Annotated in this window: 21 protein-coding genes and 1 riboswitch; of the genes, 2 read left to right on the forward strand and 19 right to left on the reverse strand. The window is 48.8% G+C overall.

What is annotated here, in order from left to right; translation table 11 throughout:
• Positions 1-188: 188 nt before the first annotated feature.
• The 14 genes from glnA to ACAN55_RS12920 form a co-directional block, all read right to left on the reverse strand.
• On the reverse strand, positions 189-1,613 hold the full coding sequence (glnA, locus tag ACAN55_RS12855) for a type I glutamate--ammonia ligase (RefSeq protein ID WP_379133054.1): 1,425 nt from the start codon (positions 1,611-1,613) through the stop codon (positions 189-191).
• Positions 1,614-1,894: 281 nt separating this feature from the next.
• Positions 1,895-2,941, reverse strand: a complete 1,047-nt coding sequence (gene aroF, locus ACAN55_RS12860; RefSeq protein WP_379133057.1) for a 3-deoxy-7-phosphoheptulonate synthase — start codon at positions 2,939-2,941, stop codon at positions 1,895-1,897.
• A gap of 288 nt (positions 2,942-3,229) precedes the next feature.
• Positions 3,230-4,192 carry a 4-hydroxy-3-methylbut-2-enyl diphosphate reductase gene (locus ACAN55_RS12865; RefSeq protein WP_379133291.1) on the reverse strand — a complete coding sequence of 321 codons (963 nt, stop codon included), beginning with the start codon at positions 4,190-4,192 and terminating at the stop codon, positions 3,230-3,232.
• A 59-nt stretch (positions 4,193-4,251) separates the two neighbouring features.
• Positions 4,252-5,715 carry a sensor histidine kinase gene (locus ACAN55_RS12870; RefSeq protein ID WP_379133060.1) on the reverse strand — a complete coding sequence of 488 codons (1,464 nt, stop codon included), beginning with the start codon at positions 5,713-5,715 and terminating at the stop codon, positions 4,252-4,254.
• 1 nt (position 5,716) lies between these two features.
• The gene (locus tag ACAN55_RS12875) at positions 5,717-6,406 is read right to left on the reverse strand and encodes a response regulator transcription factor (RefSeq protein ID WP_379133062.1); all 690 of its coding nucleotides are present in this window, start codon (positions 6,404-6,406) and stop codon (positions 5,717-5,719) included.
• A gap of 124 nt (positions 6,407-6,530) precedes the next feature.
• Positions 6,531-8,174 (reverse strand): S1C family serine protease, encoded by a 1,644-nt coding sequence (locus ACAN55_RS12880; RefSeq protein WP_379133066.1) that lies wholly within the window; start codon positions 8,172-8,174, stop codon positions 6,531-6,533.
• Between the two features lie 618 nt (positions 8,175-8,792).
• Positions 8,793-9,446, reverse strand: coding sequence for a response regulator (locus tag ACAN55_RS12885; protein WP_379133068.1), 654 nt, complete (start codon positions 9,444-9,446; stop codon positions 8,793-8,795).
• Entirely contained in the window at positions 9,447-10,547 is a 1,101-nt protein-coding gene (locus ACAN55_RS12890; protein WP_379133071.1) for a HAMP domain-containing sensor histidine kinase, read from the reverse strand.
• A 1-nt stretch (position 10,548) separates the two neighbouring features.
• Positions 10,549-11,688, reverse strand: a complete 1,140-nt coding sequence (gene liaF / locus ACAN55_RS12895) for a cell wall-active antibiotics response protein LiaF (protein ID WP_379133074.1) — start codon at positions 11,686-11,688, stop codon at positions 10,549-10,551.
• A gap of 240 nt (positions 11,689-11,928) precedes the next feature.
• Positions 11,929-12,069 carry a hypothetical protein gene (locus tag ACAN55_RS12900; RefSeq protein ID WP_379133077.1) on the reverse strand — a complete coding sequence of 47 codons (141 nt, stop codon included), beginning with the start codon at positions 12,067-12,069 and terminating at the stop codon, positions 11,929-11,931.
• Between the two features lie 136 nt (positions 12,070-12,205).
• Positions 12,206-12,742, reverse strand: coding sequence for a 3D domain-containing protein (locus ACAN55_RS12905; RefSeq protein ID WP_379133293.1), 537 nt, complete (start codon positions 12,740-12,742; stop codon positions 12,206-12,208).
• Between the two features lie 425 nt (positions 12,743-13,167).
• Positions 13,168-15,105 carry a threonine--tRNA ligase gene (thrS, locus tag ACAN55_RS12910; RefSeq protein WP_379133080.1) on the reverse strand — a complete coding sequence of 646 codons (1,938 nt, stop codon included), beginning with the start codon at positions 15,103-15,105 and terminating at the stop codon, positions 13,168-13,170.
• 485 nt (positions 15,106-15,590) lie between these two features.
• On the reverse strand, positions 15,591-15,761 hold the full coding sequence (locus ACAN55_RS12915; protein ID WP_379133083.1) for a type II toxin-antitoxin system antitoxin: 171 nt from the start codon (positions 15,759-15,761) through the stop codon (positions 15,591-15,593).
• A gap of 12 nt (positions 15,762-15,773) precedes the next feature.
• A complete protein-coding gene (locus ACAN55_RS12920; RefSeq protein WP_379133086.1) occupies positions 15,774-16,616 on the reverse strand; it encodes an SPFH domain-containing protein in 843 nt (280 codons plus the stop codon).
• Positions 16,617-16,806: 190 nt separating this feature from the next.
• Between ACAN55_RS12920 and ACAN55_RS12925 the strand changes: the two genes are divergently transcribed.
• Positions 16,807-16,986, forward strand: a complete 180-nt coding sequence (locus ACAN55_RS12925; RefSeq protein WP_379133089.1) for a transcriptional regulator — start codon at positions 16,807-16,809, stop codon at positions 16,984-16,986.
• A 96-nt stretch (positions 16,987-17,082) separates the two neighbouring features.
• Here ACAN55_RS12925 and mqnC read toward each other — a convergent pair whose 3' ends face one another.
• From mqnC to metA, 3 genes are all read right to left on the reverse strand, one after another.
• Positions 17,083-18,219, reverse strand: coding sequence for a cyclic dehypoxanthinyl futalosine synthase (gene mqnC, locus ACAN55_RS12930; RefSeq protein ID WP_379133092.1), 1,137 nt, complete (start codon positions 18,217-18,219; stop codon positions 17,083-17,085).
• 128 nt (positions 18,220-18,347) lie between these two features.
• Complete coding sequence (locus ACAN55_RS12935) at positions 18,348-19,532, reverse strand: PLP-dependent transferase (protein WP_379133096.1); 1,185 nt, start codon at positions 19,530-19,532, stop codon at positions 18,348-18,350.
• A gap of 37 nt (positions 19,533-19,569) precedes the next feature.
• On the reverse strand, positions 19,570-20,487 hold the full coding sequence (gene metA, locus ACAN55_RS12940) for a homoserine O-acetyltransferase MetA (RefSeq protein WP_379133098.1): 918 nt from the start codon (positions 20,485-20,487) through the stop codon (positions 19,570-19,572).
• Between the two features lie 111 nt (positions 20,488-20,598).
• Positions 20,599-20,729, reverse strand: a riboswitch (SAM riboswitch).
• A 397-nt stretch (positions 20,730-21,126) separates the two neighbouring features.
• Here metA and corA point away from each other — a divergent pair.
• Positions 21,127-22,062: a magnesium/cobalt transporter CorA gene (corA, locus tag ACAN55_RS12945; protein WP_379133101.1), complete on the forward strand. Its 936-nt coding sequence runs from the start codon at positions 21,127-21,129 to the stop codon at positions 22,060-22,062.
• 109 nt (positions 22,063-22,171) lie between these two features.
• Here the strand turns inward: corA and ACAN55_RS12950 are convergent, their stop codons facing one another.
• Together ACAN55_RS12950 and ACAN55_RS12955 are read right to left on the reverse strand one after the other, a co-directional pair.
• Positions 22,172-23,197: an HRDC domain-containing protein gene (locus ACAN55_RS12950; RefSeq protein WP_379133104.1), complete on the reverse strand. Its 1,026-nt coding sequence runs from the start codon at positions 23,195-23,197 to the stop codon at positions 22,172-22,174.
• Between the two features lie 163 nt (positions 23,198-23,360).
• Positions 23,361-24,245, reverse strand: a complete 885-nt coding sequence (locus ACAN55_RS12955) for an ROK family protein (RefSeq protein ID WP_379133295.1) — start codon at positions 24,243-24,245, stop codon at positions 23,361-23,363.
• Positions 24,246-24,362 lie beyond the last annotated feature (117 nt).

The following is a 24,362-nucleotide window of genomic DNA, read 5'->3' on the forward strand; positions in this document are numbered from 1 at the left end:
CGGGTGCGGGTGCGGGTGCAGGTGCGGGTGCATTTTGCAAGGTTCAGGGTGCAAAAACCCTCATCGGTATGTGACATCTCATGTAATGTATTTGTTTAGATATGAAGCATTTCCGGCTTTTTGTATTAAAAAACCCTTGGGATTTCTCCCAAGGGTTTGACTGTGTAACTGAGCAAATTTTTAGAATCCTATACGTCGAAGTACAGGGAGTATTCATGCGGATGAATACGGATGGCAACTGCTTCAGCTTCGGAACGTTTCAAGCTGATGTAGTTATCGATGAAGTCTTTAGTGAATACGCCGCCTTCTGTCAGGAACTCATAGTCAGCTTCCAAAGCGTCAAGCGCTTCGTTCAAGCTGCCTGGAACGCTGCGGATTTTCTCTTTGTCTGCATCGGATAGTTCATAGATGTTTTTGTCGAGTGGACCGTAACCCATTTCTTCAGGGTTGATCTTCTTCTTAATTCCATCCAGACCAGCCATCAGCATTGCGGAGAATGCCAGGTAAGGGTTAGCTGTGGAGTCCGGAGTACGGAACTCGATGCGACAGCCCTTAGGTGTTACAGCAGCTACAGGGATACGAACTGCAGCAGAACGGTTACCTTTGGAGTATACAAGGTTAACTGGAGCTTCATATCCAGGAACCAGACGTTTGAAAGAGTTGGTACTTGGGTTTGTCAGCGCGATCAATGCTGGTGCATGATACAGGATACCGCCGATGTAGTGCAGAGCCATTTCGCTCAGGTTAGCATATGCGCCTTTTTCGTAGAACAAAGGAGAATCGCCATTGAAGATCGATTGGTGAACGTGCATGCCGCTACCGTTATCTCCGAACAATGGTTTTGGCATAAAGGTTGCTACCTTGCCATATTGGCGTGCAGTGTTATGCACAATATATTTATAAGTCAGAAGGTTGTCAGCTGTTTTCTTCAGGGTATCAAAACGGAAGTTGATCTCCGCTTGTCCTGCAGTAGCTACTTCGTGGTGATGACGCTCTACGCGCAGTCCTGCTTCACCAAGCAAACGGCACATTTCACTGCGGATATCCTGTTGGGAATCCACTGGTGCTACCGGCACGTAACCGCCTTTAACGCCTACTTTAAAGCCAAGGTTGCCGCCTTCTTCTTTGCGTCCAGTGTTCCATACAGCCTCTTCGGAATCAACGGAGTAGAAGGAGCTGTTCATGCCGCTCTCATAACGTACATCGTCAAAAATGAAGAACTCGGACTCAGGAGCGAAGAATGCTGCTGTACCTACACCGCTTGTTTGCAGGAACTCTTCAGCTTTTACTGCAATACCGCGCGGGTCGCGCTCATAACGTTCGCCGTCTGGAGTGAAGATATCACACATGATATTAAGCGTTGGGTGAGCCGTAAAAGGATCAATATATGTAGAACTTGGATCCGGCATCATAACCATGTCGGATTCTTCAATACCGCGGAACCCTGCAATGGAGGAACCGTCAAAAGCTACACCATTTACAAAAGTTTCATCTTCTACTTCAGTAGCCGGTACGGAGATATGGTGGGCACGACCCGCCAAATCAACAAAACGAAAATCCACCCACTCAATATTGTTTTCCTTAATCGTTTGCAACACTTTTTCAACCGACATGAATTTTTCCTCCCCAGGTTCTGAACATTTAGGCCGTTCACAGTATGCAATGTTCTTGTTTTGTAATGTTTTTGCTGTCGTCATTATAAATCCCAAACCTGACATCGTCAATCCTTATGTAAGGTATTTCTTGCTTCAATGTGAGATATTCTGACGCTTTGGTGAATTTCTCAGTCAAGCTCTGATTTACTTTCGTAATGTCCCTGTATGACAGCAAAAATAATCCTCTCCACCCGTTTGCTTTCGGATGAAGAGGCATTGAATTTAATGGAAAACGTCGTTTAGGCAGTAGGTACCGCCTGCTCAAATGAAGAGAATTTACGGCCGACAAGCGGCGCGAGCTTCTCCAGATCCCGCAATAAAGCATCGAATTGATCCGGGAACAGCGATTGCACTCCATCACCTGTCATGGAGTTGTCTGGATCGGTATGCATTTCAATAATGAGACCGTTGGCGCCTGCGGCTACCGAAGCTTTCGACATCGGAGCTACCAGCTCCCGGCGTCCAGTCCCGTGACTCGGATCAGAAATAACAGGAAGATGACTCAAGCTTTGAAGTACAGGGATTGCCGAAAGATCAAGTGTATTACGGGTGTAGGTCTCAAAAGTACGGATTCCGCGTTCGCAGAGCATGACATCACGGTTGCCGCCTGCCAAGATGTACTCTGCAGCATTCAGCAGTTCGTCATAGGTTGCACTGAAACCGCGCTTCAGCAGCACCGGCCGGCCACAGGTTCCAAGCTTACGCAGCAGATCAAAGTTCTGCATATTACGCGTGCCCACCTGTAAAATATCCGCGTGTTCAGCACAAATATCTACGTATTCCGGTGTCATAACCTCAGTAATGGTAAGTAACCCGTGACGTTTTCCAGCTTCCGCCATCATTGTCAGACCCTCTACCCCCACGCCTTGGAAGCTGTAAGGTCCGGTGCGGGGCTTAAATGCGCCGCCACGCAGTACCTGCGCTCCTGAAGCTTTGACCAGCCGTGCGATGTCATCGATTTGCTCCGGCGATTCAACAGCGCAAGGACCTCCCATAATGACAAGATTCTCTCCGCCGATCTTGACGCCGCGAATATCAATGATCGTATCCTCCGGGTGGAAGTCACGGCTTGCCAGCTTATAGGATTTAGAAATCTTAACGACATTCTCTACACCCTTCATTTGGCGCAAATGCTCGGCAAGCTGGGGAGGAACGCTTCCTACTAATCCGATAACTGTATGGTCTGCCCCGCGGGACAGATGCACCTGCAACCCTTCTCTTTCAATAACGGAGATAATCTCCTGTACACGTTCCTCCGGTAATTGGTTAGATGTAACAACGATCATATTTAATTCCTGCCTCTCTATACTGTATGATTTGTTGAGATTAATTATAGCTTTTGCTATTTCACTAAAACGCTTTTAAGCTTCTACGCTTTTAATCACTAAAGTAATTTTACCGCAAAACTTCCTTTTAGTCAACCGGAAATGTCCTGGCTAGCGCACGCATCCAGCTACCGAAACACTGTTTCGGAGCTGCATTTTATCGACAAACGGCCTAACGCAACATCTAAAAAGCACTCTCACCTCCCGGTATAGGGGGTGAAAGTGCTCTCTTGTTCAAATCGATGCAAATTATAAAGTGCTCTCGGATTTCACCTTGCTTTTGACCGGGGGAAGTAATTTAGACATGTTAACCGTACGTTTGATTTCCCATGTCTCTGGCAGCGCTGGATCATATTGCTCCAGATAAGCGATAACTTCCTTCGTAATCGGGGTAGGTGTGGATGCGCCCGACGTCACACCAACCTTGGTAACCCCTTGCAGCCATTCGATCTTCAGCTCTGACACATCGGCTATGCGGTGAGCGGGTACGCCTGCAATCTCTTCTGACACCTGCGCCAGACGATTGGAGTTGTTGCTGCGCGGATCGCCAACTACAATGACCAGGTCAGTCTGCCCCGCCTGCTCAGCTACAGCCTCCTGCCGCACCTGAGTCGCCATGCAGATTTCATTATGCACTTCAGCTCCCGGATAGGTCTCCAGCAATTTTTTCATGATATGCTTAATATCCCATTGGCTCATCGTCGTCTGATTGGTAATAACAATCCGGGATGAATGGATCGACAGCGTGCTGATCTCCTCTTCCTTCTCAATCAGATGTACATGCTCAGGAGCAATGCCAACAGCACCCTCAGGCTCAGGATGGCCTTTTTTGCCGATATAAATAATCTCGCAGCCTTCTTCAACCTTCTCTTTGATGAGATCATGCGTCTTGGTTACATCCGGACAAGTGGCATCCACTGTAGTCAGACCCTTCTGCCGGGCCAGCTTACGGACTTCCGGTGACACGCCGTGGGCGGTAAAAATAACAGTTCCGCTGTCCACTTTATCCAGAATATCCAGACGGTTGTGACCATCCAAGGTAATGATGCCATCGTCTTCAAAAGAATTAGTGACGTGGCTGTTATGGACAATCATGCCCAATATATAAATCGGCCGGGGCAAATCAAGATTCTGGGCCGCCTGTCTGGCCATAACCATGGCATCGACGACTCCGTAGCAATATCCCCGGGGAGAAATTTTGATGACTTCCATGACTTCACCCACTTTCTGCATTTCTAAGTTTGGAATAATAGAATTCGTCTAATTATACCCTACTCGAGCGGCGGAGCAAAGAGAAGCGGCAGCCAGATGACAAAAGTCGTACCCTCACCCTGACGGGTAAGCACCTCAACAGAACCTCCATGTTCATCAATAATCCATTTGGCTATCGACAATCCTAGACCGATTCCTTCCGTAATGCCACGCGACTCATCTGCCCGGTAGAACCGGTCGAAGATATGAGGAACCTCGTCTTTGTCCATACCAATGCCTGTATCGGAAATACGGATACCCACCTGGCTCTGATAAAATACCGCATTCAGGGAAACCTCGCCCGAAGGCGTGTATTTAAAAGCGTTATCGATGAAAATAAACAACATCTGCTGCAGATAATCCTTATTGCCGACGATATATTTGCCGTTCATATGCGACATATCGCCCACAATCCACTCCGCCTGATGCGGCAGGAATGAAGCGCGTCTTGCTACTTCTGTCATCAGCGGCTCCAAAGCCACCGGTTCCTTGTCAAAGGTGCGTCCGGTATCTGCACGGGCTAGGGACAACATGTCGGCCACCAGCCTGCTCATTCGTTTAGCTTCGTCCGCGATATCACGTACAGACTCTAAGGACATTTGACGGATGGCGGCATCGTCCAGCACAGGGTTCTGCCCCGGCTCAAGCTCCCACACCTTTTGCAGCAGGTCGATATTCCCGCGGATCGTTGTTAGCGGCGTCCGAAGCTCGTGGGAAGCATCCGATACGAAACGGCGCTGGGCCGCATACGAATCTTCAAGCTCCTTGTAAAAGCCCTCCATCCGCCCGAGCATGCTGTTCACCGTTTCAATCAACCGTCCAATCTCATCCGGCGGCCCATCATATTCGATCCGGGAGCTCAGGTCTGTCCCTGTCTGGATCCCGTTTGCCGCCTCAATAATATTACCGATTGGACTCATAGATTTCCGCGCCAGGAACAGGCCAAAGGTAAAAGCAGCCATAAGCGTTGCGAAGGAACCCACCAAAAGGATGTTTTTCAGCCTCTCCATCAGCATATCTTCCTGACTGGTAGGTGCCGCCACCTGCAGAACAGCTACTGGTTGTTTATCCAGGTTATAGAGTGGAATCTGATAAATCATGAAATGATATCCGCCTACGTTTGTTTGTACAAATCCCTTAGACTCCTCCAGATTTTTCAACTCTGGTACATCGAAGGTAATATCTGAATTTATCATATTATCTGTCTTCTGTGTAATCCCACTATCATAAATGTGAGTTTGTGCTACATAATTCGCTTCTTCCAAGCGGCTGGCCTGAGAGAAATTCATGGATACACTCTGCAACGTTCCGTCATATCCCCAACGTGGAACCAATTGAAGCTGTTCTGCCTGTGTTTGTACGCGGTCTTTTAAATCCCCATACGTATTAATGTATACAAAACCGTAAATCGCGGCTGATAAGGCCAGCAGCATAACGGCCACAATTCCTGAGTACCACGCGGTCAGCCGCAATCGTATGGACATATTAATTATCTCCTCTTAAAATATATCCGGCTCCCCGGATCGTCTGAATCAGCCGTTTACCTCCATGTTCCTCCGTTTTTTGGCGAAGCATGGCGATATAGACCTCAAGCACATTGGATTCTCCGCTATAATCGTAACCCCATATTTTGTCCATAATGAGATCGCGGGACAGCACTCTTTTCGGATTCTGCATGAACAAATGAAGCAGCTCAAACTCCTTGGCAGTCAGCTCCAGCCGTTTGCCCTGGCGGGTGACCTCACGCGAATCTACATCTAACGTAATATCCTCAAAGGAAACGGATTGATCGTGACTTCCGCTCTGTTCATTTTTTCGGCGGAGCAATGCCCGCACACGTGCGAGCAATTCTTCTAGTGCGAACGGCTTCACCAGATAATCGTCCGCCCCCATGTCGAGACCTTTTACCCGGTGCTCTACCTCGTCTTTAGCCGTGAGCATCAGCACAGGCACATTGCTTCCGCCTTCACGCAGCCGCCGGCAGACCTCGAACCCGTCTACCTGAGGCATCATCACATCGAGGATAACCACATCCGGATCGCCGCTGATAACTGCACGTAGTCCATCCGCTCCGTTAGCCGCTGTTTTGACGTCGTAACCTTCAAAAGCCAGGCCGCGTCGAAGCATGGAGATTATTTTTTCATCATCATCAATAATTAGTATATTTGGTCGCATCAAGCAGCCCCCATTGTCCTATTTAAGTTATCTCTATTGTACCAGTGAAATCAGCGATTATCATCCGCATGCACCAAAAACGGAAGGGTTGCCCCTTCCGCATCGGAGTTTGCTGCCGCCTTGTTTATTGCTGCTGAGTTTGGCTTGTATCAAAATCGTTCCGGTTGCCGATGGTAACAGGAAGATCCAGTGTTTTGCCATTGCGGACTACGTTAAGTGTTGCCTTATCGCCGATCTTAAGTGTTTTGATGAAATCGATCAAATCCTGGCTGGTTGCATATTTCGTACCGTTAATTCCTGTAATGATATCATAGGGGCGCAGATCGGCTACATACGCAGGAGATTTATAGATGATCTCGGCCACCACAGAACCTTCTTTAATATCGGTGCCCATTTGCTTGGCAACCTCGTCTGTAATCGTCATAAGGGATGCGCCAATGAATGGAACCGGTTCTTTCGGAATCTCCTGGTTTGCCTCAAGCTTCTCAACAACTTCTTTAATCGTATTCACAGCGATTGCGAAGCCAATCCCTTGTGAATCGGTACTTACAGCTACATTCATACCGATAACCTGACCATTCATGTTCAGCAGAGGGCCGCCGGAGTTACCAGGGTTAATGGAAGCATCGGTTTGCAGTAGGTTTTTATAATTGCGAGTTCCGCTGCCGTCTTCTTCATTAATATCGATGCTGCGTCCTTTGGCACTTAGTACACCCGCTGTTACGGTATGGTCAAAGCCCTGCGGATTCCCGATCGCAATGACTTCCGAGCCAACCTTCAGACTATCTGAATCACCCAGTGACACTACCGGGAAGTTATTGTCTCCTTCAATCTTCAGTACAGCCAAATCGAGGTCTTTGCTGGAACCCAGCAGTTTCGCTTCATATGGCTTGGTGCTGCCCTCCACCGTAACCTGTATCACATCCGCACCATTAACAACGTGTTGGTTGGTCAATATATATCCAGCTTTATCATAGATGAAACCTGTTCCGATTCCGTAAGGCACAAGCTGCTTATCCGAATTGGAAGGAGACTTGGTCTCCGGCTCAGTCTGCTCTGAACCACTTCCGCCGAACTGGTCACCGAAAAAGAATTGGGAGAATGGATCACTTAGATTCGGATTCGATTGTCCCCGTGAGTTCGAGTCAACCAATGTCTCGATTTTGACAACAGCCGGCCCCACACCGTCTACTACACTCGATACATCGCCGGAACCGGTTACCAGTGAAGTTGTACTCGCGGATGGCGTTACATTTGCACTTTCATTGGCAGTCTTGGCTGCAGCCGATATCGCCGGGCTGTCTGCAGTCTCAGAAGTGAACCAATTGCCCCGGTCGGCTGCGAACATCGATCCCGACAAAACGATCATCCCGGCGAGGAATGAGATCAGCACGGTCTTGAAGGAACTTTTAGGCTTACGGTTATACTGCCATCCGCCGTTCCCATCCGAGCCGTTCCCGCCGTTGCCATTACGTCCACCGCCATTGCCATCATAACCTGTGGTACGAATCGCTGTACTGTAGGGAATCGGCTTCACCGGCTGAGGAGGCGTAATCTCCACACGTTCCGGTTCCCGGCGGTTATAACCTTGAGGCCCTTCGGTTTCTTCACTATTAAAAGATTTAAATGGTCCATAAGAATAGTAGTATGATGAGCCTGATTCGGAAGATTGACCACTGCCATGTTGACTGTCATTTGCGTTGCTGTTCCAATCCCGATCCGGTGTCTGTTCGTTATCCCGAGTGAATCTGTTTTTGCTGTCGTCCATGTTCTTCATACCTCCTGCACCCTGTCTGCCTGACAAGGGATGATTTGTTTTCTTGTCTTTATTTTGTACTTTAAACCTTAAGGTCACCTTAAAAACAATTTAAGCTTAGATAAAAAGTAGGTGAATAAGATAGAATGCTGTTGAGCGGTCCGGGGGTTCGGGCTCCACCGCTGTTGAAATCGTGTTCCCTGAATTGACCCTGCGGGTGGAACACGATTTCAAAGGCGGCCGTAAACTTTCCGCCCCGAACCCCCTCCCCTTTATAGCTCAACTCAAAAAAGCCTGTCCGAGCGTGTTTGTAGCACGCCGGGCAAGCTCTATAAACTCGCGGCTCAAGGGAAGACAGGTCTTCCTTCAGCTCTGAGTGGATAATTAACTGCACTTTTACACCTTATTTCCGACATTCCATCCATGCTGCTTGATTCAACTACACTTTCATACTTTTTTCCGATATTTGCACGATCGGACGAGCACGGTCAGAACATACAGTTATTCGCGAGACAGATAACAGCGTAGCGGCTACACAAATAAAAATACGCCACCCCGGCACAATGGCTACTGGGGGGCGTATTAACAAAGCTGTTTAAGGTGCATGCAATTAATATCGCAGTTAACACATTAACCTTGCACCCAGCCTTTACGGTGGGCATAGATCGCCAGTTGGGTACGGTCGTCCAGCTCGCATTTCATCAAAAGGTTGCTGACATGCGTCTTCACGGTCTTGATGCTGATGTGCAGCTCTTCTCCGATATCCTTGTTGGTCTTGCCCTCGGCGATGAGCAGCAGCACCTCTTTCTCACGCTCGGTCAGTCCTGAGGAGTCACCCTGAACCGTCCGTTGACGGATTCCGCGGGTCAGCGCCTGAGACACATCACCCGTCATGACCGGCATTCCGCGATACGCGCCTTGCAGCGCATAGATAAGTTCCTCCGCCGATACGGTCTTCAGCACATAACTGACGGCTCCGGCTTCAATAGCATCGACCACGAGGTCATCTTCAAGGAAGCTGGTCAGGATAACGATCTTCAGAATCGGGAATTCCTTTAGTACCGCTCTTGTCGTCTCCACGCCGTTCATCACCGGCATCATCAAGTCCATAAGTACAAGATCAGGCATCCCATCCTCCCAGCCGGCGCGCAGCATTTCAAGTGCGTTCTGACCATTGGAGGCTTCCCCAATCACTTCAAAAGTAGGTTCGAGCATTAAGTATGTTTTGAGACCCATCCGGACCATATCATGATCGTCCACCAGCAGTATTTTAATTATACTCATTTATTCTGCCTCCTCTTCCCCGTCAATCTCCGTTTCTGTTACTTCCGTTTCTGTAACTTTCGTCCCTGCGTCCACGGATTTCCCGTTCTCCACGAACTTGGGAATATGTACGCGAATGGTTGTTCCGGCACCTTTTCGGCTGATGATCTCCACCTGTCCGCCCAGCTTCTCCGCACGTTCTCTCATTGTAATAAGGCCATAGGAGCCATGCTTATTCTGCATCAGCTCGAACCCTTGTCCGTCATCGCTGATGCTCAGCACAACCTGCCTTGACCCTTCGCGCAGCGAAAGAGATACGATCCTCGCTCCCGCATGCTTCACTATATTCGCCATCGCTTCTTGTATGATCAGGAACAGCTGGTGTTCGATCGCCTCTGACAGCTCACCCTTCAGTTCCATCTCCTTCATGCCCTTCAGGCCATTCTGGCGGCAATAATCAGGGAACCACTTCTCGAGTGCTTCAAAAAGATTCCTGCCCTCCAGCTCCACCGGACGTAGCTGCGCAATCAAAGCTCTCATCTGCTTCTGGGCCATCTGTGACATCGAAATCAGCTGTTCCATGACAACTTGTCCATGCTCCGCATTACGCTCTAGCACCTTGGGCAGCGAGGAGGCCGACATATGGATAGCGAAAAGCTGCTGGCTTACCGTATCATGAAGATCGCGGGCCATTCTCCGCCGTTCTTCAAGCACAGCACTTTCCGCAGCTTTCTCCTTCTCAATGACCTCCTGCTCTCCCAAACGCTGCAGCAGCTTCATCTTTTTCTCAACCGAATCCATCATAATGTTGAACTCGTGGTAGACCCGGGCAAAAGACGGATCGTCGCTGAGCGGCATGCGTACCGCCAAATTACCTTTAGCCACCTGTAGCATGTTCAGATCCAAGTGATCAATCGCACGCTGAATGCGCTGACCTGCCATGTATCCAAGCACGATCGTGAAGATGACAACGCCGAGGCACAGATACAGCCACATCCGGTAATCCACAACCTGTATATATCCCAGGCAACTCCCTGCATAAATCAATCCGGCCGTCACAACACCGCTTAGCAGGAAATAAATCAACAGCACCCATTTCGTATTTTTAAAAAGGTTCCCCATGCTAACCCACCGTTTTAACCTTTATATCACCGATGAATGCACTGACATTAATACGGACTTTTTTGCCGGCTTCTTTGTAGTAAGGCGTCTTGCATTGGACACTGCTCATAAATCCGCTGCGCGATTGATCCAGGATTTCCATATCCCCGATAAATGAACTGCTGTTCACCGAGATCCCAAGATCCATGTCATTCGGAACATAAACCTTGATATCCCCGATAAAAGCAGAAATGTTAATCTTGGTTTCACCATAAGGAATTTGAGCATTAGTCAGATCCAGTACCGTGTCCCCGATAAACTGCGAGAGATTCGTGTGTTTCAACTGGAAATGCTCCCGCCCCATATGGATATCTCCGATAAAAGCAGAACGATTCGTCGAATCACGATGACCATCGCTTTCTTCGTAATCGTTAAAACGTCCATGTCTGTGTGAATGCCTGTGGGCATGCCGCTCCATCCGCTCCCGGTGTCTGCGTTCATGTCGCTCCTGCTTCTCTTGCCAGCGGGATTGCGCTGTATAATGCGTACCGTGCTGCTCTGACGACTGCTCTTCAGGCTGGTCCTTGCTGAGATAGGATTCCCAATTGGTCTTTCTGCCGCTTACCGGTTCACTAGCTGAATTCTCTTGATCTCCAGGCAGCTTGCCAAACTTCTGTTCAAACTGTTCGTCCAGCGTAGATTCGAGTGGCTTCGGTGGCTGAACATGTAGATTTTCCTTATCCGAAGAATAGAACGGCGGTGTAGGCGGCATCGGTGGCATCGGTGGTACCGGTGGTGTTGGCGGTCCTGAATGACGCGGTTTAAAGATTACATAGAGCCCCCCGCCAATCAGCATGACTGGAAGGAACAGCTTGAAGAAATCCCCTGCTGAAAAATCAAACCATTCCAGATTCCGGCCCAGAAAATAAACGCCAATCGCCAGGAATATCATTCCACCAAAGAACGAGGAACCTTTAGAGCTATAATCCTCCGTCGCGAGCAAACGCTGCAGGCCCATTATAATGAGGATAGCCGGCCAGTAGGTAGTGAACACATAACCTATACTGAAATCCGCATATCCAATTTGTCTTAGCAAAAACATTACGCCTATCCCGATCAGAACTAATCCGCCGAAGATCTGGCTCGTTATTCGTCTCTTCATGTCCATTTCTCCTTAAATGTAATGTTACAGTCTCTTCTGCTATCTTATGTCCTTAGTGTACAGGATTTAAGGTACAAGAAACAGCGGCGTGAGAAGGAACCTCATCTCAGTCCCTGGACCGAGACCGGTGGAATAAATAGTATGATTCCTTAAAAATACCGTGCAACTGGCTGTTCAGCCGAAAAACGCCCTCACCTTATAAAAGGTGGGGCGCTTCTCTGACCAGTGATATCTGCAGCATTATTGCTGCGGTTTTTGGACCGGTTTAGCAAACGTATTTCCACTTTGCTTAGTTACACCATCATTCTCGACAGCAAACTCAGCATTGTATTTTTCATTTGGCGTTTTATAGTTTTCTTGAACCTTTGGTTTCTTGGCCACGGAGATCACCTCCCATCAATCCCATTCTTCGAGGGCATATCATTTGCCCCAGTCCGTATTATGGGAAGAGGAAGACAATATTATACACGGGCAAGTGAAATATATATCGATTGCCCCAAAGGCTGACGTCAGCCCGCTAAATGATATCCTCCAGTAAGGATTGCGGTACGGTCTTATAGGTCTTAATGGCCTTACTGAGATCCTTCAGCATTCCTTCGGTACATTTCCCGGTGCCCCGCTTAATCAGTTGGATCTCGACCGTTTTCTTGCCCCACTCCTTATATACCTGCTTCGTCGTGGAGAAATACAAATCGATTTTCCGGCCTTTGATGGCTGAGCCCGTATCCGCTACTACCGCGTATCCGTAGTCCGGTATATAAAGGATGCTGCCGAGCGGCAATACCTTGGGATCCGCAGCAATCGTCGAGAGGGAATTTTTGTCCCTCCGAACCTTGACTCCGGAATAGGTGATGCCGTATTCGGGATGATTAGGCTTTTTACCTGTTGATTCATAACCTGCGGTATACCCAGTTGCTGTTACCTTCAGTGTACGGATAATCTGCTCCGGTTCAGGTGCCATTACCGGGATGGACGCAGGCAGCTTCTCTTTTTTAGCCGAAGATGCTGCGGCAGGTTTTGGTGAGCTGCTGGGACGCGGCGTCTTCACCGTTATAGGCTTGTTCTTCTGAGCTGCTGGAGCTGGTGCCGGCTGCGGCGACGGAAACAGCCATAGCTCACCAGAAGCCGTGATTGCACGGCTTGTGAACGGGTTTTGCTCTTTTTTCCCGGATATCAATGTTCGTGCTGGTATAGTTGAAGTGGTTGCCTGATGGCCGGAATTCATGCCTGCCGCAAGCGCCTTATATTCCTTATTCTCCGATGTCCCGTAAATGCCTAGTAAAGACAGAAACAGCGTTATCGTCACGAAAACACACCAAAGCCTCTGCCATATACCAATTTTGTTCATTTGTTAAACCTCCCCCTACTAGCGAAGGTTTCCCGTTTCCCAAAATTTTATACATGAAGCGTTATTAAAAACACTTCACGGGTATAAGTCAGAGGCTATCTAATGCCGTTCATACTATAGAATTGTTGAGTTTAGATCACACGCGCTGCAATATCAGCAGTTAAGGCTTCAATAACCTCTTGCAGCGGTTTCGCACCGATGTCGCCTTCACCGCGTTTGCGGATCGACACTGTGCCTGCGTTCATTTCGTTCTCGCCGACTATGAACATATACGGAAGCTTCTCCAACTGGGCTTCGCGGATTTTGTAGCCCATCTTCTCGTTGCGAAGATCCGCTTCAACCCGGATACCACTGCGGAGCAGTTTATCAGTAATTTCCTTGGCGTAATCATCGAAGGCCGACGAAACCGGAATTACCTTCACTTGCTGCGGTGACAGCCAGAGCGGCAGAGAACCAGTAAAGTTCTCCAGCAGGAAGGCTACGAATCGCTCCATTGTTCCGAGAATACCGCGGTGCAATACTACAGGACGGTGTTTCTGTCCATCATCGCCTACGTATTCCAGCTCAAAGCGTTCTGGAAGCAGGAAGTCGATTTGTACAGTGGAAAGAGTCTCTTCCTTGCCGAGCGCAGTACGGATCTGAACATCAAGCTTTGGACCGTAGAATGCTGCTTCACCCTCTGCTTCGAAGAACGGCAGACCCGCTTCTTCGGCAACCTCGCGCAGCATCCGCTGTGCAGTCTCCCACATTTCATCATTCTGGAAGTATTTCTCAGTATCCTGCGGATCACGATAGGACAAGCGGAACCGGTAATCGTGTATGCCGAAATCACTGTATACCTGCTTAATCAAATCCAGAACCCGTTTGAACTCGCTTTTGATCTGATCCAGACGGCAGAAGATATGGGAATCATTCAGGGTCATGGAACGGACGCGGTGTAGACCGGTTAATGCACCAGACATTTCATAACGGTGCATGGTACCCAGCTCGGCAATACGGATTGGCAGATCGCGATAGCTGTGCATGCTGCTCTTGTAGATCATCATATGATGCGGACAGTTCATCGGACGAAGCACAAATTCCTCGTTGTCGATGGACATTTTAGGAAACATATCTTCCTGATAGTGCTCCCAGTGTCCGGAAGTTTTGTACAGTTCCACGTTACCGAGTACCGGAGTATATACATGCTGATATCCAAGACTTGCTTCCAGATCAACAATGTACCGCTCCAGAATGCTGCGCAGTTTAGCACCTTTAGGCAGCCAGATCGGCAATCCTTGGCCCACCAATTGGTTAAAAGTAAAGATCTCCAGCTCTTTGCCAAGCTTACGGTGATCGCGTTTCTTCGCTTCTTCGAGGAAATGCAGATATTCGTCAAGCTGTGCTTTTTTGATCCAGGCAGTTCCGTATACGCGCTGAAGCATTTTGTTCTTTGCGTCTCCGCGCCAGTATGCGCCAGCAACATTCATCAGTTTGAAGATTTTGATCTTGGAAGTGGATGGCAGATGCGGACCACGACACAGGTCAAAGAATTCACCCTGCTCATAAATCGAAATCACGCTATCCTCAGGCAAAGCTTCGATTAATTCCAGCTTATACGGATCGCCAAGTTCACCGAAAATGTCCAGAGCTTCCTTGCGGCTAACCTCTTTACGGACGATCGGCAGGTTCTCGGAGACAATGCGCTCCATTTCCTTCTCGATCTTCAGCAGATCCTCGGGATTCAGCGGGTGCTCCAAATCCATATCGTAGTAAAATCCATCCTCAATAACCGGGCCCACGCCAAGCTTAACCTCCTTGGCTCCGAATAATCTTCTAGTAGCCTGTGCCATAAGGTGAGCTGTACTATGACGCATAACCTCCAGGCCTTCAGGAGAGTCCAGGGTTACAATCTCGATCAAGGCGCCTTCCTCAACCGGAGTGGAGAGATCCACCACAACCCCGTTCATTTTTCCCGCTGCGGCATTCTTGCGAAGTCCGCTGCTGATAGAGGCTGCTACATCATCGATGCTGCTGCCCTCCGCGTATTCCCGGACCGATCCGTCCGGAAGCTTGATACTTACTGCCATGTAGAATTCCTCCTCTTATAGTCGCGCTTTATCGTCCAGCGCCGCTTTTTATTTTGCGGAAACGGTAAAATCCACGCATAAAAAACACCCGTCCCGCAAAAGGGACGAGTGATTGCACCCGTGGTTCCACCCAAATTCGATTCCTCCATGTACACCGTAAAGACGCACAGAGACAAAATCCTTCGTCAGCATGAGGATAACGGTCATGAACCGGCGGTTCTTACTGTCCCATAACCTTGGGAGTTCAAAACCGCAGCTACAAAGGGGTAAATCATCACCCGGATACCGGAGGAAATTTCAGCCTATCGTTTCCTCTCTCTGGACGGTCCTAATGTCGATTCATGTCTTTGTCGAAGCTGTTAACGTGAATTACGTGTAATTATAAATCTGTCCTTCGCTTCCGTCAAGTCGTAAGAACATCCATTGGTTAGCGCCAAGCCGCCGCCCACTGTCCCAAGTGTTACCTGGTTTATGCAAATAGATGGTTAATCCTCGCGGCGTTTCCTTTCAGGCAAGCGGCCTGCACGCTTCAATGACTCGCGCAGCAAGTACTCAATATGTCCGTTTACGCTGCGGAATTCCTCACCCGCCCAGCGCTCCAGCGCCTCATGCAGCTCGGGATCAATACGCAGCGGAAAGCTCTTCTTGGCCGCCATGATAAATCATCCTCAGTACAACGAGCCAGCGTTAATGACCGGGCTCGCTCCACGTTCGGATACGATGGCTACCATGAGATTGTTAATCATGGCTGCTTTGCGTTCTTCATCCAGTTCGACCACCCCATCTTCTTTCAGCTTCCGGATAGCCATATCCACCATCCCCACCGCACCTTCAACAATAATCTGGCGTGCGGACAGAATTGCGGAAGCCTGCTGCCGCTGAAGCATGGTGCTGGCGATTTCCGTCGAATAAGCAAGGTGTGTCAGACGGGCCTCAATAACCTCCACCCCCGATAAGGACAGGCGGTCCTGAAGTTCACCGGCCAATTCCTTAGCAATTTCGTCTGCATTCGCCCGCAGGGACATGCCAAGCTCATTGAAGTTGTCGTATGGATATTTACTGGCCACATGACGCAGCGCAGTCTCACTCTGAATCTCCACGAACTCCATGTATTTATCGACATCGAACAGTGCTTTAGCGGAGTTAATCACTTTGAAGACGATCACTGCTGCAATTTCAATCGGATTCCCTTCGACATCATTAACTTTAAGTTTAACACTGTTGAAGTTCCGAACTCTCAGTGAAACGGTTTTGCGTCCACTGAATGGAATAACCGCAAATATTCCGCTTGTTGAGATGGTACCGATATATTTTCCGAAAAAAGTAACAACTACCGATTTGTTGGGCTGCACTACGGTAATACTCGTAAGAAGGACGGATGCTGCCACAAACAGGATCGCTGGAACTGTGACATAATCCTGTACAGCGCCATAAATTCCGCCAGCTACCAGGATGGCAAACAAAGCAAGAACCCAGAAACCGCTGACCGGATGAAGTGTTTTCTCTTTCATCATAAACCCTCCAATAAGATATATATTTGATATGAATATGATATCACTTTTGGATATCATTGTAAATTGGTGAAACATTGAAGAACTCGTGAACATTCGAAAAAAATCACTGCATCTTTCAGGTATTCTTTTATACTAATAACCGTGCGGGAATCACAGATTCCCGAGTTTGAGAGGAGGAAGAAAAGCGATGAGCGTCAAGGAAGAAGTACTGGAATGCATGAAAAGCGCGGGTGTGCCTGTCAGCGCAGGCGAAGTGGAGAAGCTCTCCGGCCTGGACCGCAAAGCCATTGACAAAGCATTCACCGAATTGAAAAAGGAAAATGCTATTGTATCTCCAATCCGCTGCAAGTGGGAACCTGCGAACTAGAAGCGGATTACCTTCAATACGGATTTTGAACAAAATAACAGGCCGGCTCACCCTTTGCTGGGAGAGACCGGCCTGTTTTTCACTCTATGAAGTGTATTAGTTCTGCATAATGAAATCATGGTCAATCTTAACGTCCTTGTCGTCGAACGTCCGCAGGATATCATATCGTGTGTTGCGCTGCGCCGGGATTTTGCCAGCCTCGCGGATAAGCTGCAGGATGGATTCGATGTTAACCTTGTAGGTCGCGCCTGCCGAGGATACAACATTCTCCTCAATCATGGTGCTGCCGAAATCGTTGCATCCGTATTGTAATGAGAGCTTGCCGACCTCAGGTCCCATCGTTACCCAGGAGGACTGGAAGTTCTTGATATTATCCAGAACCAGACGGCTGACCGCAACGGTCTTCAAATATTCCTCTGGTGTCTGTCTGTCCAGTTTCAGATTGGTATTATCCGGCTGGAACGTCCATGAGATAAATGCCAGGAAGCCTTCGGAATCATATTTATTCGCGATGCATTCATCTTGGGCTTCACGTACACGCAGAAGATGCAGCGCTCGCTCTTCCATGCTCTCACCTAACCCGATAACCATGGTAGCGGTTGTGTTCATACCCACTTTATGCGCCATCTGCATAACATCCATCCACTCGCGCCAAGACCCTTTAAGACGGCTGATTTTGCGGCGAGTCCGGTCATCCAAGATTTCAGCGCCCCCACCCGGCAGTGAATCAAGGCCAGCAGCGTGAATCTCACGCATCACTTCCTCCAGGGAAAGGCCGGATACTTCCTTCATCTTCATAATCTCCGCAGGAGAGAAGGAATGCATCGTAATCTCAGGGAAACGCTGTTTGATGCCGCGCAGAATGTCGGTATAATAGCTGAACGGCAGATTCGGGTTCACCCCGCCCTGCATGAGGATTTCTGTACCGTTCACATCAATGGTTTCCTGAATCTTTTGATAAATCGTCTCATCCGGCAGCACATAGCCTTCTTCTGAACCCGGTCTGCGGTAAAAAGCACAGAAACGGCAATATACATCGCATACATTCGTATAATTAATATTCCGGCCGATAACAAAAGTCGCCAGCGGATCGGGATGCCAGCGTTTCATTATAATATTGGCCGCAGCACCCATCTTTTCAATTTCATTGCTCTCGAATAGCCTTACGGTATCTTCAAGTTGCAGGCGGTCGCCCCGCAGCGCTTTATCAAGAATAAGATCAATCGAACTCATCGCTCGCTGCCTCCTCTATGTCCATACTGTGTTTCATCGTAACACAATCTGTTCTTATTTTAAAATAAATTAAGAATTCCCAAGCCTATTACAAGCCCGGGAATTCTCTGAGTGATTCTCATTTGCGATTATTGCTGCGCGATAGCCTCTTCCACTTCAATCCTTGCGGCTTCCAGTGCATTGCCAAGATCGGCAATCAAATCCTTGATATGCTCAATGCCTACTGAGAAGCGCAGCAGTCGGTCATCTACACCCACTGCATCACGGATTTCCAATGGAATATCGGCATGAGTCTGCACAGCAGGATAGGTCATCAGCGATTCCACGCCGCCAAGACTCTCCGCGAACGCAATAAGCCGGATATTCCGGAGTACCGGGTCTACGTACCTGGCATCTTTCACTTTAAAGGAGAAGATCCCTGTGTTTCCTGAGGACTGGCTGTTCTGAATGTCATGGCCGGGGTGATCAGGGAATCCCGGATGGAACACTTCAGCAATCGCCGAATGATCTCTAAGGAACGTTGCGATAGCCAGCGCATTACTCTCATGCCGCTCCATGCGCAGCGCCAGTGTCTTCATCCCTCTCATCAGCTGGTAACTATCTGAAGGGCTAAGCACTGCTCCAATAGAATTATGCAGAATGGCCATCTCCGCCGATAAAGCTTCACCTTTGGTTACGATTAAACCTGCCAGCACATCATTGTGACCACCCAGGTATTTGGTTGCGCTGTGAACGACAATATCAGCTCCAAGCTCCAGCGGCCGCTGGAAGAAAGGGGTCAAAAGCGTGTTGTCCACAATGGTGAGCAGCTCGTGACGGCTGGCCCAGGTACAGACCGCGCGGATATCTGTAATCATCATCAGCGGGTTGGTCGGCGTCTCGATGAAGACCGCCTTGGTATTCGGGCGGCGAACGCTTTCCAGCGCATCCAGATCATTGGTATCTACATAAGAGGCGGTAACTCCGAAGCGCGAAAGTATACGTTCGAGTAGCCGGTATGTACCACCGTATAAATCAAGGGACACAATGAGATGATCCCCCTGGCTGAAGTAGGCGAATACCGTCTGTAGCGCTGCCATCCCTGAGCTGCAGGCAAATCCGGCATCACCAGATTCCAGCTCAGCCGCGGCTGTCTCAAGGATCGTACGCGTAGGATTCTTGGTGCGGATATAATCAAAGCCAGTGCTCTGCCCGAGCCGCGGATGGCGAAAGGCTGTGGATTGATAAATGGGATAATTCACTGCACCGGTAGCCGGATCATCCTGTGAACCGATTTGAGCCAATCTGCTTTCAATCTTCAATTTCTCGTCCATGTTAACCCTCCTGAAATGTGCGGATCGCGTAGTTTCTCTAAATCATGTGACCAATATCGTAAGGAGTCTCCTGATATACATAATAGTTCAGCCAATTGGCAAATAATAGGTTGGCATGAGCACGCCAGACTGCCGGAGGTGTCTTTGAAGGATCATCATTAGGATAGTAATGCTTCGGCAGTGCGATATCCATACCCTTGGCGATATCACGGTCATATTCCCATTTCAGGGAGAATGGATCATATTCAGAATGTCCGGTAACAAATATCTGTCTGCCGTCTTCTGTGGCTACCAGGTACACCCCGGCTTCCTCGGACTCCGCAAGGATACGAAGCTCCGGTGATGCCAGAATATCCTCCCGTGAAACATCGGTGTGCCGGGAATGAGGAACATGGAACACCTCATCAAAGCCGCGCAGCAGCTTAACATTACTGGAGCTTAAAGTATGAGGGAATACGCCGAAACATTTCTCTTCCAGACTGACCTTGCGGACGCCGAAGTGATGATAGAGACCCGCCTGTGCCGCCCAACAAATATGAATAGTTGAAGTCACATGATCCTTGCTCCACTCAAAAATCTCCTTCAGCTCTTCCCAGTAGGTGACATCCTCAAACTCCATCTGTTCCACGGGTGCACCGGTAACAATCAGCCCATCCAGACGGCGGTCCCTGATTTCATCGAAGGTTTTATAGAAGCTTTTCAGATGCTCCGCCGAGGTATTCTTGGAGGTGTGGGAAGAAGGATGGAGCAGCACCACATCCACCTGAATCAGCGAGTTCCCGATTAAGCGCAGCAGCTGCGTCTCCGTCGTCTCTTTCGTAGGCATCAAATTAAGAATCGCAATGCGCAGCGGACGAATGTCCTGATGGTACGCTCTGCTTTCATCCATCACAAAAATATTTTCTCCGGACAATATTTCTTTTGCCGGCAAGCTGTCGGGAATTTTAATCGGCACTGATACTCCACTCCTTCTTGGGATGTTTAATCGTACACTTTCACTTCCTGAATACTCAAAAAGACCCTTCCCGGTAACGAGAAAGGTCATATTGTACTGTCATATGCGCCTCTCTCATCTGCCAGAAAATCCCAGTCTGACGATTCACGTCAAACAAGGTTCCGCAAGAATTAGCACCGTGCGTTCACACGCCGGTTGCCGGGTTTCATCGGGCTAGTCCCTCCACCTGCTCTTGATAAGATTTAGCTTTATTTAATTGATTTTTCTTTAAAAATTACTTTAAATCATGAACCTAACTTTCGTCAAGTCCATACAATGATCTCGAGCCCTGAAAATGAAAAGAATTTGTCTTGAAAGGTGCATAACCCGGCGTTATACTAGACAAGTGTTTGCATACCTGAATAAACCAAAAGAGGTGAGATGAAGAATGGAAGGCGACCCGAGCTCGCATATAAGTGCCAAGAACGATCAACCGCATAGGATTAACATCAGCTTGCCGGCGGCCGGAATAACATTTCTTCATGCCCCTCAAAGTTTATTCTGCCCTGTCTCTCTTTAGTGACCCGGCCAAGCTGATTTTTTTCTGTGCTTTTATTAGCACTCCCTGGTAAAGACTAGGGACAGAAGGAGTGAAATCAGATGAAAATCCGGCTGGTTAACGCGGGAGTTTTTACACAAATTGATGACATTGAACAAACCCTGACCGCCCCGGCGGAAGGGTTCTATTGGATTGACGCCGATGTGGAGGATCTGGAATCCATTCAGCCCTTATTTAATCTTCATGATCTGGCCGTAGAGGACTGTCTAAGTGAAGAGGATCAGCGTCCAAAGATTGAGATTTATGAAAGCCATTATTTTATTGTGGTCAACAGCATCCGTTTTGACGATGAAGAAATTTTCCTTCGCGCGCTAAACGTCTTTCTTGGAAGACATTACATTATAACTGTAACCAAGCAGAAGATTCATGAACTACGCGTCCTGAAGCCAATGCTCTGGGAACAGGAGGTCAGTGAGCCTGACCGGTTCCTGTATCTGCTGATTGACCTTGTTGTCGATAACTTTTTCTCCGTCGGTGACCGGATTGAAGCCCGAATCGAGAAGCTCGAAGAAGATCTGCTCATGCACACCAAGAAATCACATCTCAGTGAAATCATCGGTCTGCGAAGTGAAATTCTGTGGCTGAAGAAGATGCTTGGGCCGCAGAAGGAAGTTATCAATACACTGAATAAAAAGGATCTTCGCCTCATCGACGATCAGCTGCAGAAATATTTCAGCGACATCTACGAGAATGCGGTCAAGATTTCTGAAACGTTTGAGACCTATCGCGATCTTATGGGAAACTTACGAGAGGCATACCAGTCCAGTATCGCCAACCGTGCCAATGAGATCATGAGAGTGTTTACGGCGATTACGACCATATTCATGCCGCTGACCGTCATTACAGGTATTTATGGCATGAACTTTGACAATATTCCCGAGACACATTCCCAATATGGATACTATGGCGTAATCGGCGTGATGGTAACGCTGGGCTGCGGAATGATGTATATATTCAAAAAGAAAGACTGGCTATGAACGGAGATATAGAACGATCCCTTATAAAAAGACGAAGGCGCCCGGTGCAGACTGCTGGGAAGACCTTCGTCTTTTTCGCATTTATCTATCCGCCCTGCCGCTCAAGATGCTAAGAGCTTGAGGCTATGTCCAAAGCTTCCGTATGGCTACGCCGGTAACGGATCCGGATCAGGCGCAGGCGCTCATAATAGAAATCAAGTCCTCCTGGAGCGGAGAAATCTTCTCCATACACTTTGAACAGCACAGGTTTCAAAAAAGTATCCCCTAGCTCCGTATATGCATTCCACACCTTATCCTTTTCACTCTGCGGCATTCCGGCAAGCTCATGGGATATCAGCTTCTCGGCGGTATAGCCTTCTCGCTCCAACTCCTCGACGGCTTCCAGCAGGTCGCGGCGGCTTACGCCACATTCTTCCTTGAGCTGCTCCATATTGAGACCCCGTTCGATGCCCTGCAGGAGTAGTCGCCGGAGCCGCAACCGTTCCAGCTGTTTCTTATATTTCAGCTCCTTCTGCCGGTACATCCAGGAGACGAAGGCTTCCTCATCCACCTCTTTATATACCCAGCCTAGCGGGAAACCATGCTCTCTTGGAGCTTCGGCGGTAATCGCCAGCCAATCGGCTCCGAACTGGGACGCTTTGCTTTCACCAACCCCAGGGATCTGAAGCAGCTCCTCCGGGGTCTTTGGTACAAATGCGCTGATCAGCTTCAACAACCGGTTGCTGGCCAGGATGTATGGTGCCTTCCGTTCACTGGATGCCCTGCCCCGCCGCCAGGCGCACAGCTCCTCATATACCTTCTCATTGCTGTGTTGTTCACTGTAATACTGCAGCTTCATATGCTCTATGTTCCGGCTGGGAAGACTGTCTTCTTCATGAAAAGTGCCGTCAAGCAATGGGCGGTAGCCCTCTCCCATCTTAACTGCAAGCTCATGCCGGTACACACAGATCATTTCACTCCAGGAGCCCCCTTCGTACCAGATGCTTCCCCGGCTCTCTCCGCTATCCCCGGTATCCGGAAAATCTCTCCAGCCCAGACTCCATACTTCATCTTCCTCGCCGATCCACAGCTGCGCGAACACCTCCTCATCTCTTCCAGCATTCTTCGACAAGCGGTTCATAAATACAATTTGCATATAACGATCCCTGCCTTCTATGGTCTTACAGTATAACTTCCGGATTTTTCGCACATAAAAAAAAGCACCCCTTTCACGTGAAACGCGAAAGAGGTGCTTCCTCAACAAACCGTTATACTGTTAAACCCTACAATACCATATATTACCGAACAGTCAATCCCTTTTAGACTATTTCGGACAAAGCCAGCTTGGCCAATCCTAGAGCTCCAGCAAGTCCCGCATTATCCCCGAGCTGAGGTGGAACCACATAGCTGTCAATATCAATATTCAGTGATGAATGCTGTACATAACCCTGAAGCAATTCCTGCAGCTTCTTGCGGATCAGCGGGAACAGATGGCTCTGTTTCATTACACCACCGCCCATGACGATCTTCTGCGGGGACAGGATCAGAACATAATTCATAAGCGCATGCGCCAGGTAGTGGGCTTCGATCTCCCAGGCCGGATGATCCGCTGGCAATTCGGCTGCCGGCTTGCCGAAACGTCCGCCGATGGCCGGACCTGCGGCAAGACCTTCCAGACAATCTCCGTGATATGGACAGAAGCCCTCATAAGCATCTTCCGGATGACGCCGTACCAGGATATGGCCCATCTCTGGGTGCGACAATCCATGGATCAGCTTCCCGCCTACTACAGCTCCTGCTCCGATTCCCGTGCCAACCGTAATATACAGACAGCTGTCTAAGCCTTGTGCAGCTCCCCATGTGTATTCTCCAAGGGCAGCTCCGTTCACGTCGGTATCAAAGCCGATGGGCACATTAAAATGTTCGGACATGGTACCAACTAGATTATATTGACCCCAATAGGGTTTCGGTGTTGTAGTGATATACCCGTAGGTTGGACTGCCCGGAACCGGATCGATAGGTCCAAAGGAACCGATTCCAATCGCTTCCAGATCCTTGCCCTTAAAATAATCCAAAACCTGTCCCATGGTTTCTTCCGGAGTTGTTGTCGGAAAGCTGATACGGTCTATGATGGTTCCGTCCTCTGTCCCGATTCCGCAGACAAATTTGGTTCCGCCGGCTTCAATTGCTCCAAGTAGTTTCATATACAAGTCATCCCTCCCGTATGTAGACGGGAAAGGTCGTTTCCCGCGATAGTAACCCATTTTACAATAGCATTTTTCCACGCGTCAGACTATTGTAACTTCCTCCGAAATACAGCT

Origin of the sequence: Paenibacillus oryziterrae (assembly GCF_042610485.1) — a bacterium.
Lineage (GTDB): Bacteria > Bacillota > Bacilli > Paenibacillales > Paenibacillaceae > Paenibacillus_AQ.

Excerpts from the sequence above, each read along its gene's own strand:
- glnA (WP_379133054.1), bottom strand. The coding sequence starts at position 1,613 with ATGTCGGTTGAAAAAGTGTTGCAAACGATTAAGGAAAACAATATTGAG.
- aroF (WP_379133057.1), bottom strand. The coding sequence starts at position 2,941 with ATGATCGTTGTTACATCTAACCAATTACCGGAGGAACGTGTACAGGAG.
- ACAN55_RS12865 (WP_379133291.1), bottom strand. The coding sequence starts at position 4,192 with ATGGAAGTCATCAAAATTTCTCCCCGGGGATATTGCTACGGAGTCGTC.
- ACAN55_RS12870 (WP_379133060.1), bottom strand. The coding sequence starts at position 5,715 with ATGTCCATACGATTGCGGCTGACCGCGTGGTACTCAGGAATTGTGGCC.
- ACAN55_RS12875 (WP_379133062.1), bottom strand. The coding sequence starts at position 6,406 with ATGCGACCAAATATACTAATTATTGATGATGATGAAAAAATAATCTCC.
- ACAN55_RS12880 (WP_379133066.1), bottom strand. The coding sequence starts at position 8,174 with ATGGACGACAGCAAAAACAGATTCACTCGGGATAACGAACAGACACCG.
- ACAN55_RS12885 (WP_379133068.1), bottom strand. The coding sequence starts at position 9,446 with ATGAGTATAATTAAAATACTGCTGGTGGACGATCATGATATGGTCCGG.
- ACAN55_RS12890 (WP_379133071.1), bottom strand. The coding sequence starts at position 10,547 with ATGGGGAACCTTTTTAAAAATACGAAATGGGTGCTGTTGATTTATTTC.
- liaF (WP_379133074.1), bottom strand. The coding sequence starts at position 11,688 with ATGAAGAGACGAATAACGAGCCAGATCTTCGGCGGATTAGTTCTGATC.
- thrS (WP_379133080.1), bottom strand. The coding sequence starts at position 15,105 with ATGGCAGTAAGTATCAAGCTTCCGGACGGATCGGTCCGGGAATACGCG.
- ACAN55_RS12915 (WP_379133083.1), bottom strand. The coding sequence starts at position 15,761 with ATGGCGGCCAAGAAGAGCTTTCCGCTGCGTATTGATCCCGAGCTGCAT.
- ACAN55_RS12920 (WP_379133086.1), bottom strand. The coding sequence starts at position 16,616 with ATGAAAGAGAAAACACTTCATCCGGTCAGCGGTTTCTGGGTTCTTGCT.
- ACAN55_RS12925 (WP_379133089.1), top strand. The coding sequence starts at position 16,807 with ATGAGCGTCAAGGAAGAAGTACTGGAATGCATGAAAAGCGCGGGTGTG.
- mqnC (WP_379133092.1), bottom strand. The coding sequence starts at position 18,219 with ATGAGTTCGATTGATCTTATTCTTGATAAAGCGCTGCGGGGCGACCGC.
- ACAN55_RS12935 (WP_379133096.1), bottom strand. The coding sequence starts at position 19,532 with ATGGACGAGAAATTGAAGATTGAAAGCAGATTGGCTCAAATCGGTTCA.
- corA (WP_379133101.1), top strand. The coding sequence starts at position 21,127 with ATGAAAATCCGGCTGGTTAACGCGGGAGTTTTTACACAAATTGATGAC.
- ACAN55_RS12950 (WP_379133104.1), bottom strand. The coding sequence starts at position 23,197 with ATGCAAATTGTATTTATGAACCGCTTGTCGAAGAATGCTGGAAGAGAT.
- ACAN55_RS12955 (WP_379133295.1), bottom strand. The coding sequence starts at position 24,245 with ATGAAACTACTTGGAGCAATTGAAGCCGGCGGAACCAAATTTGTCTGC.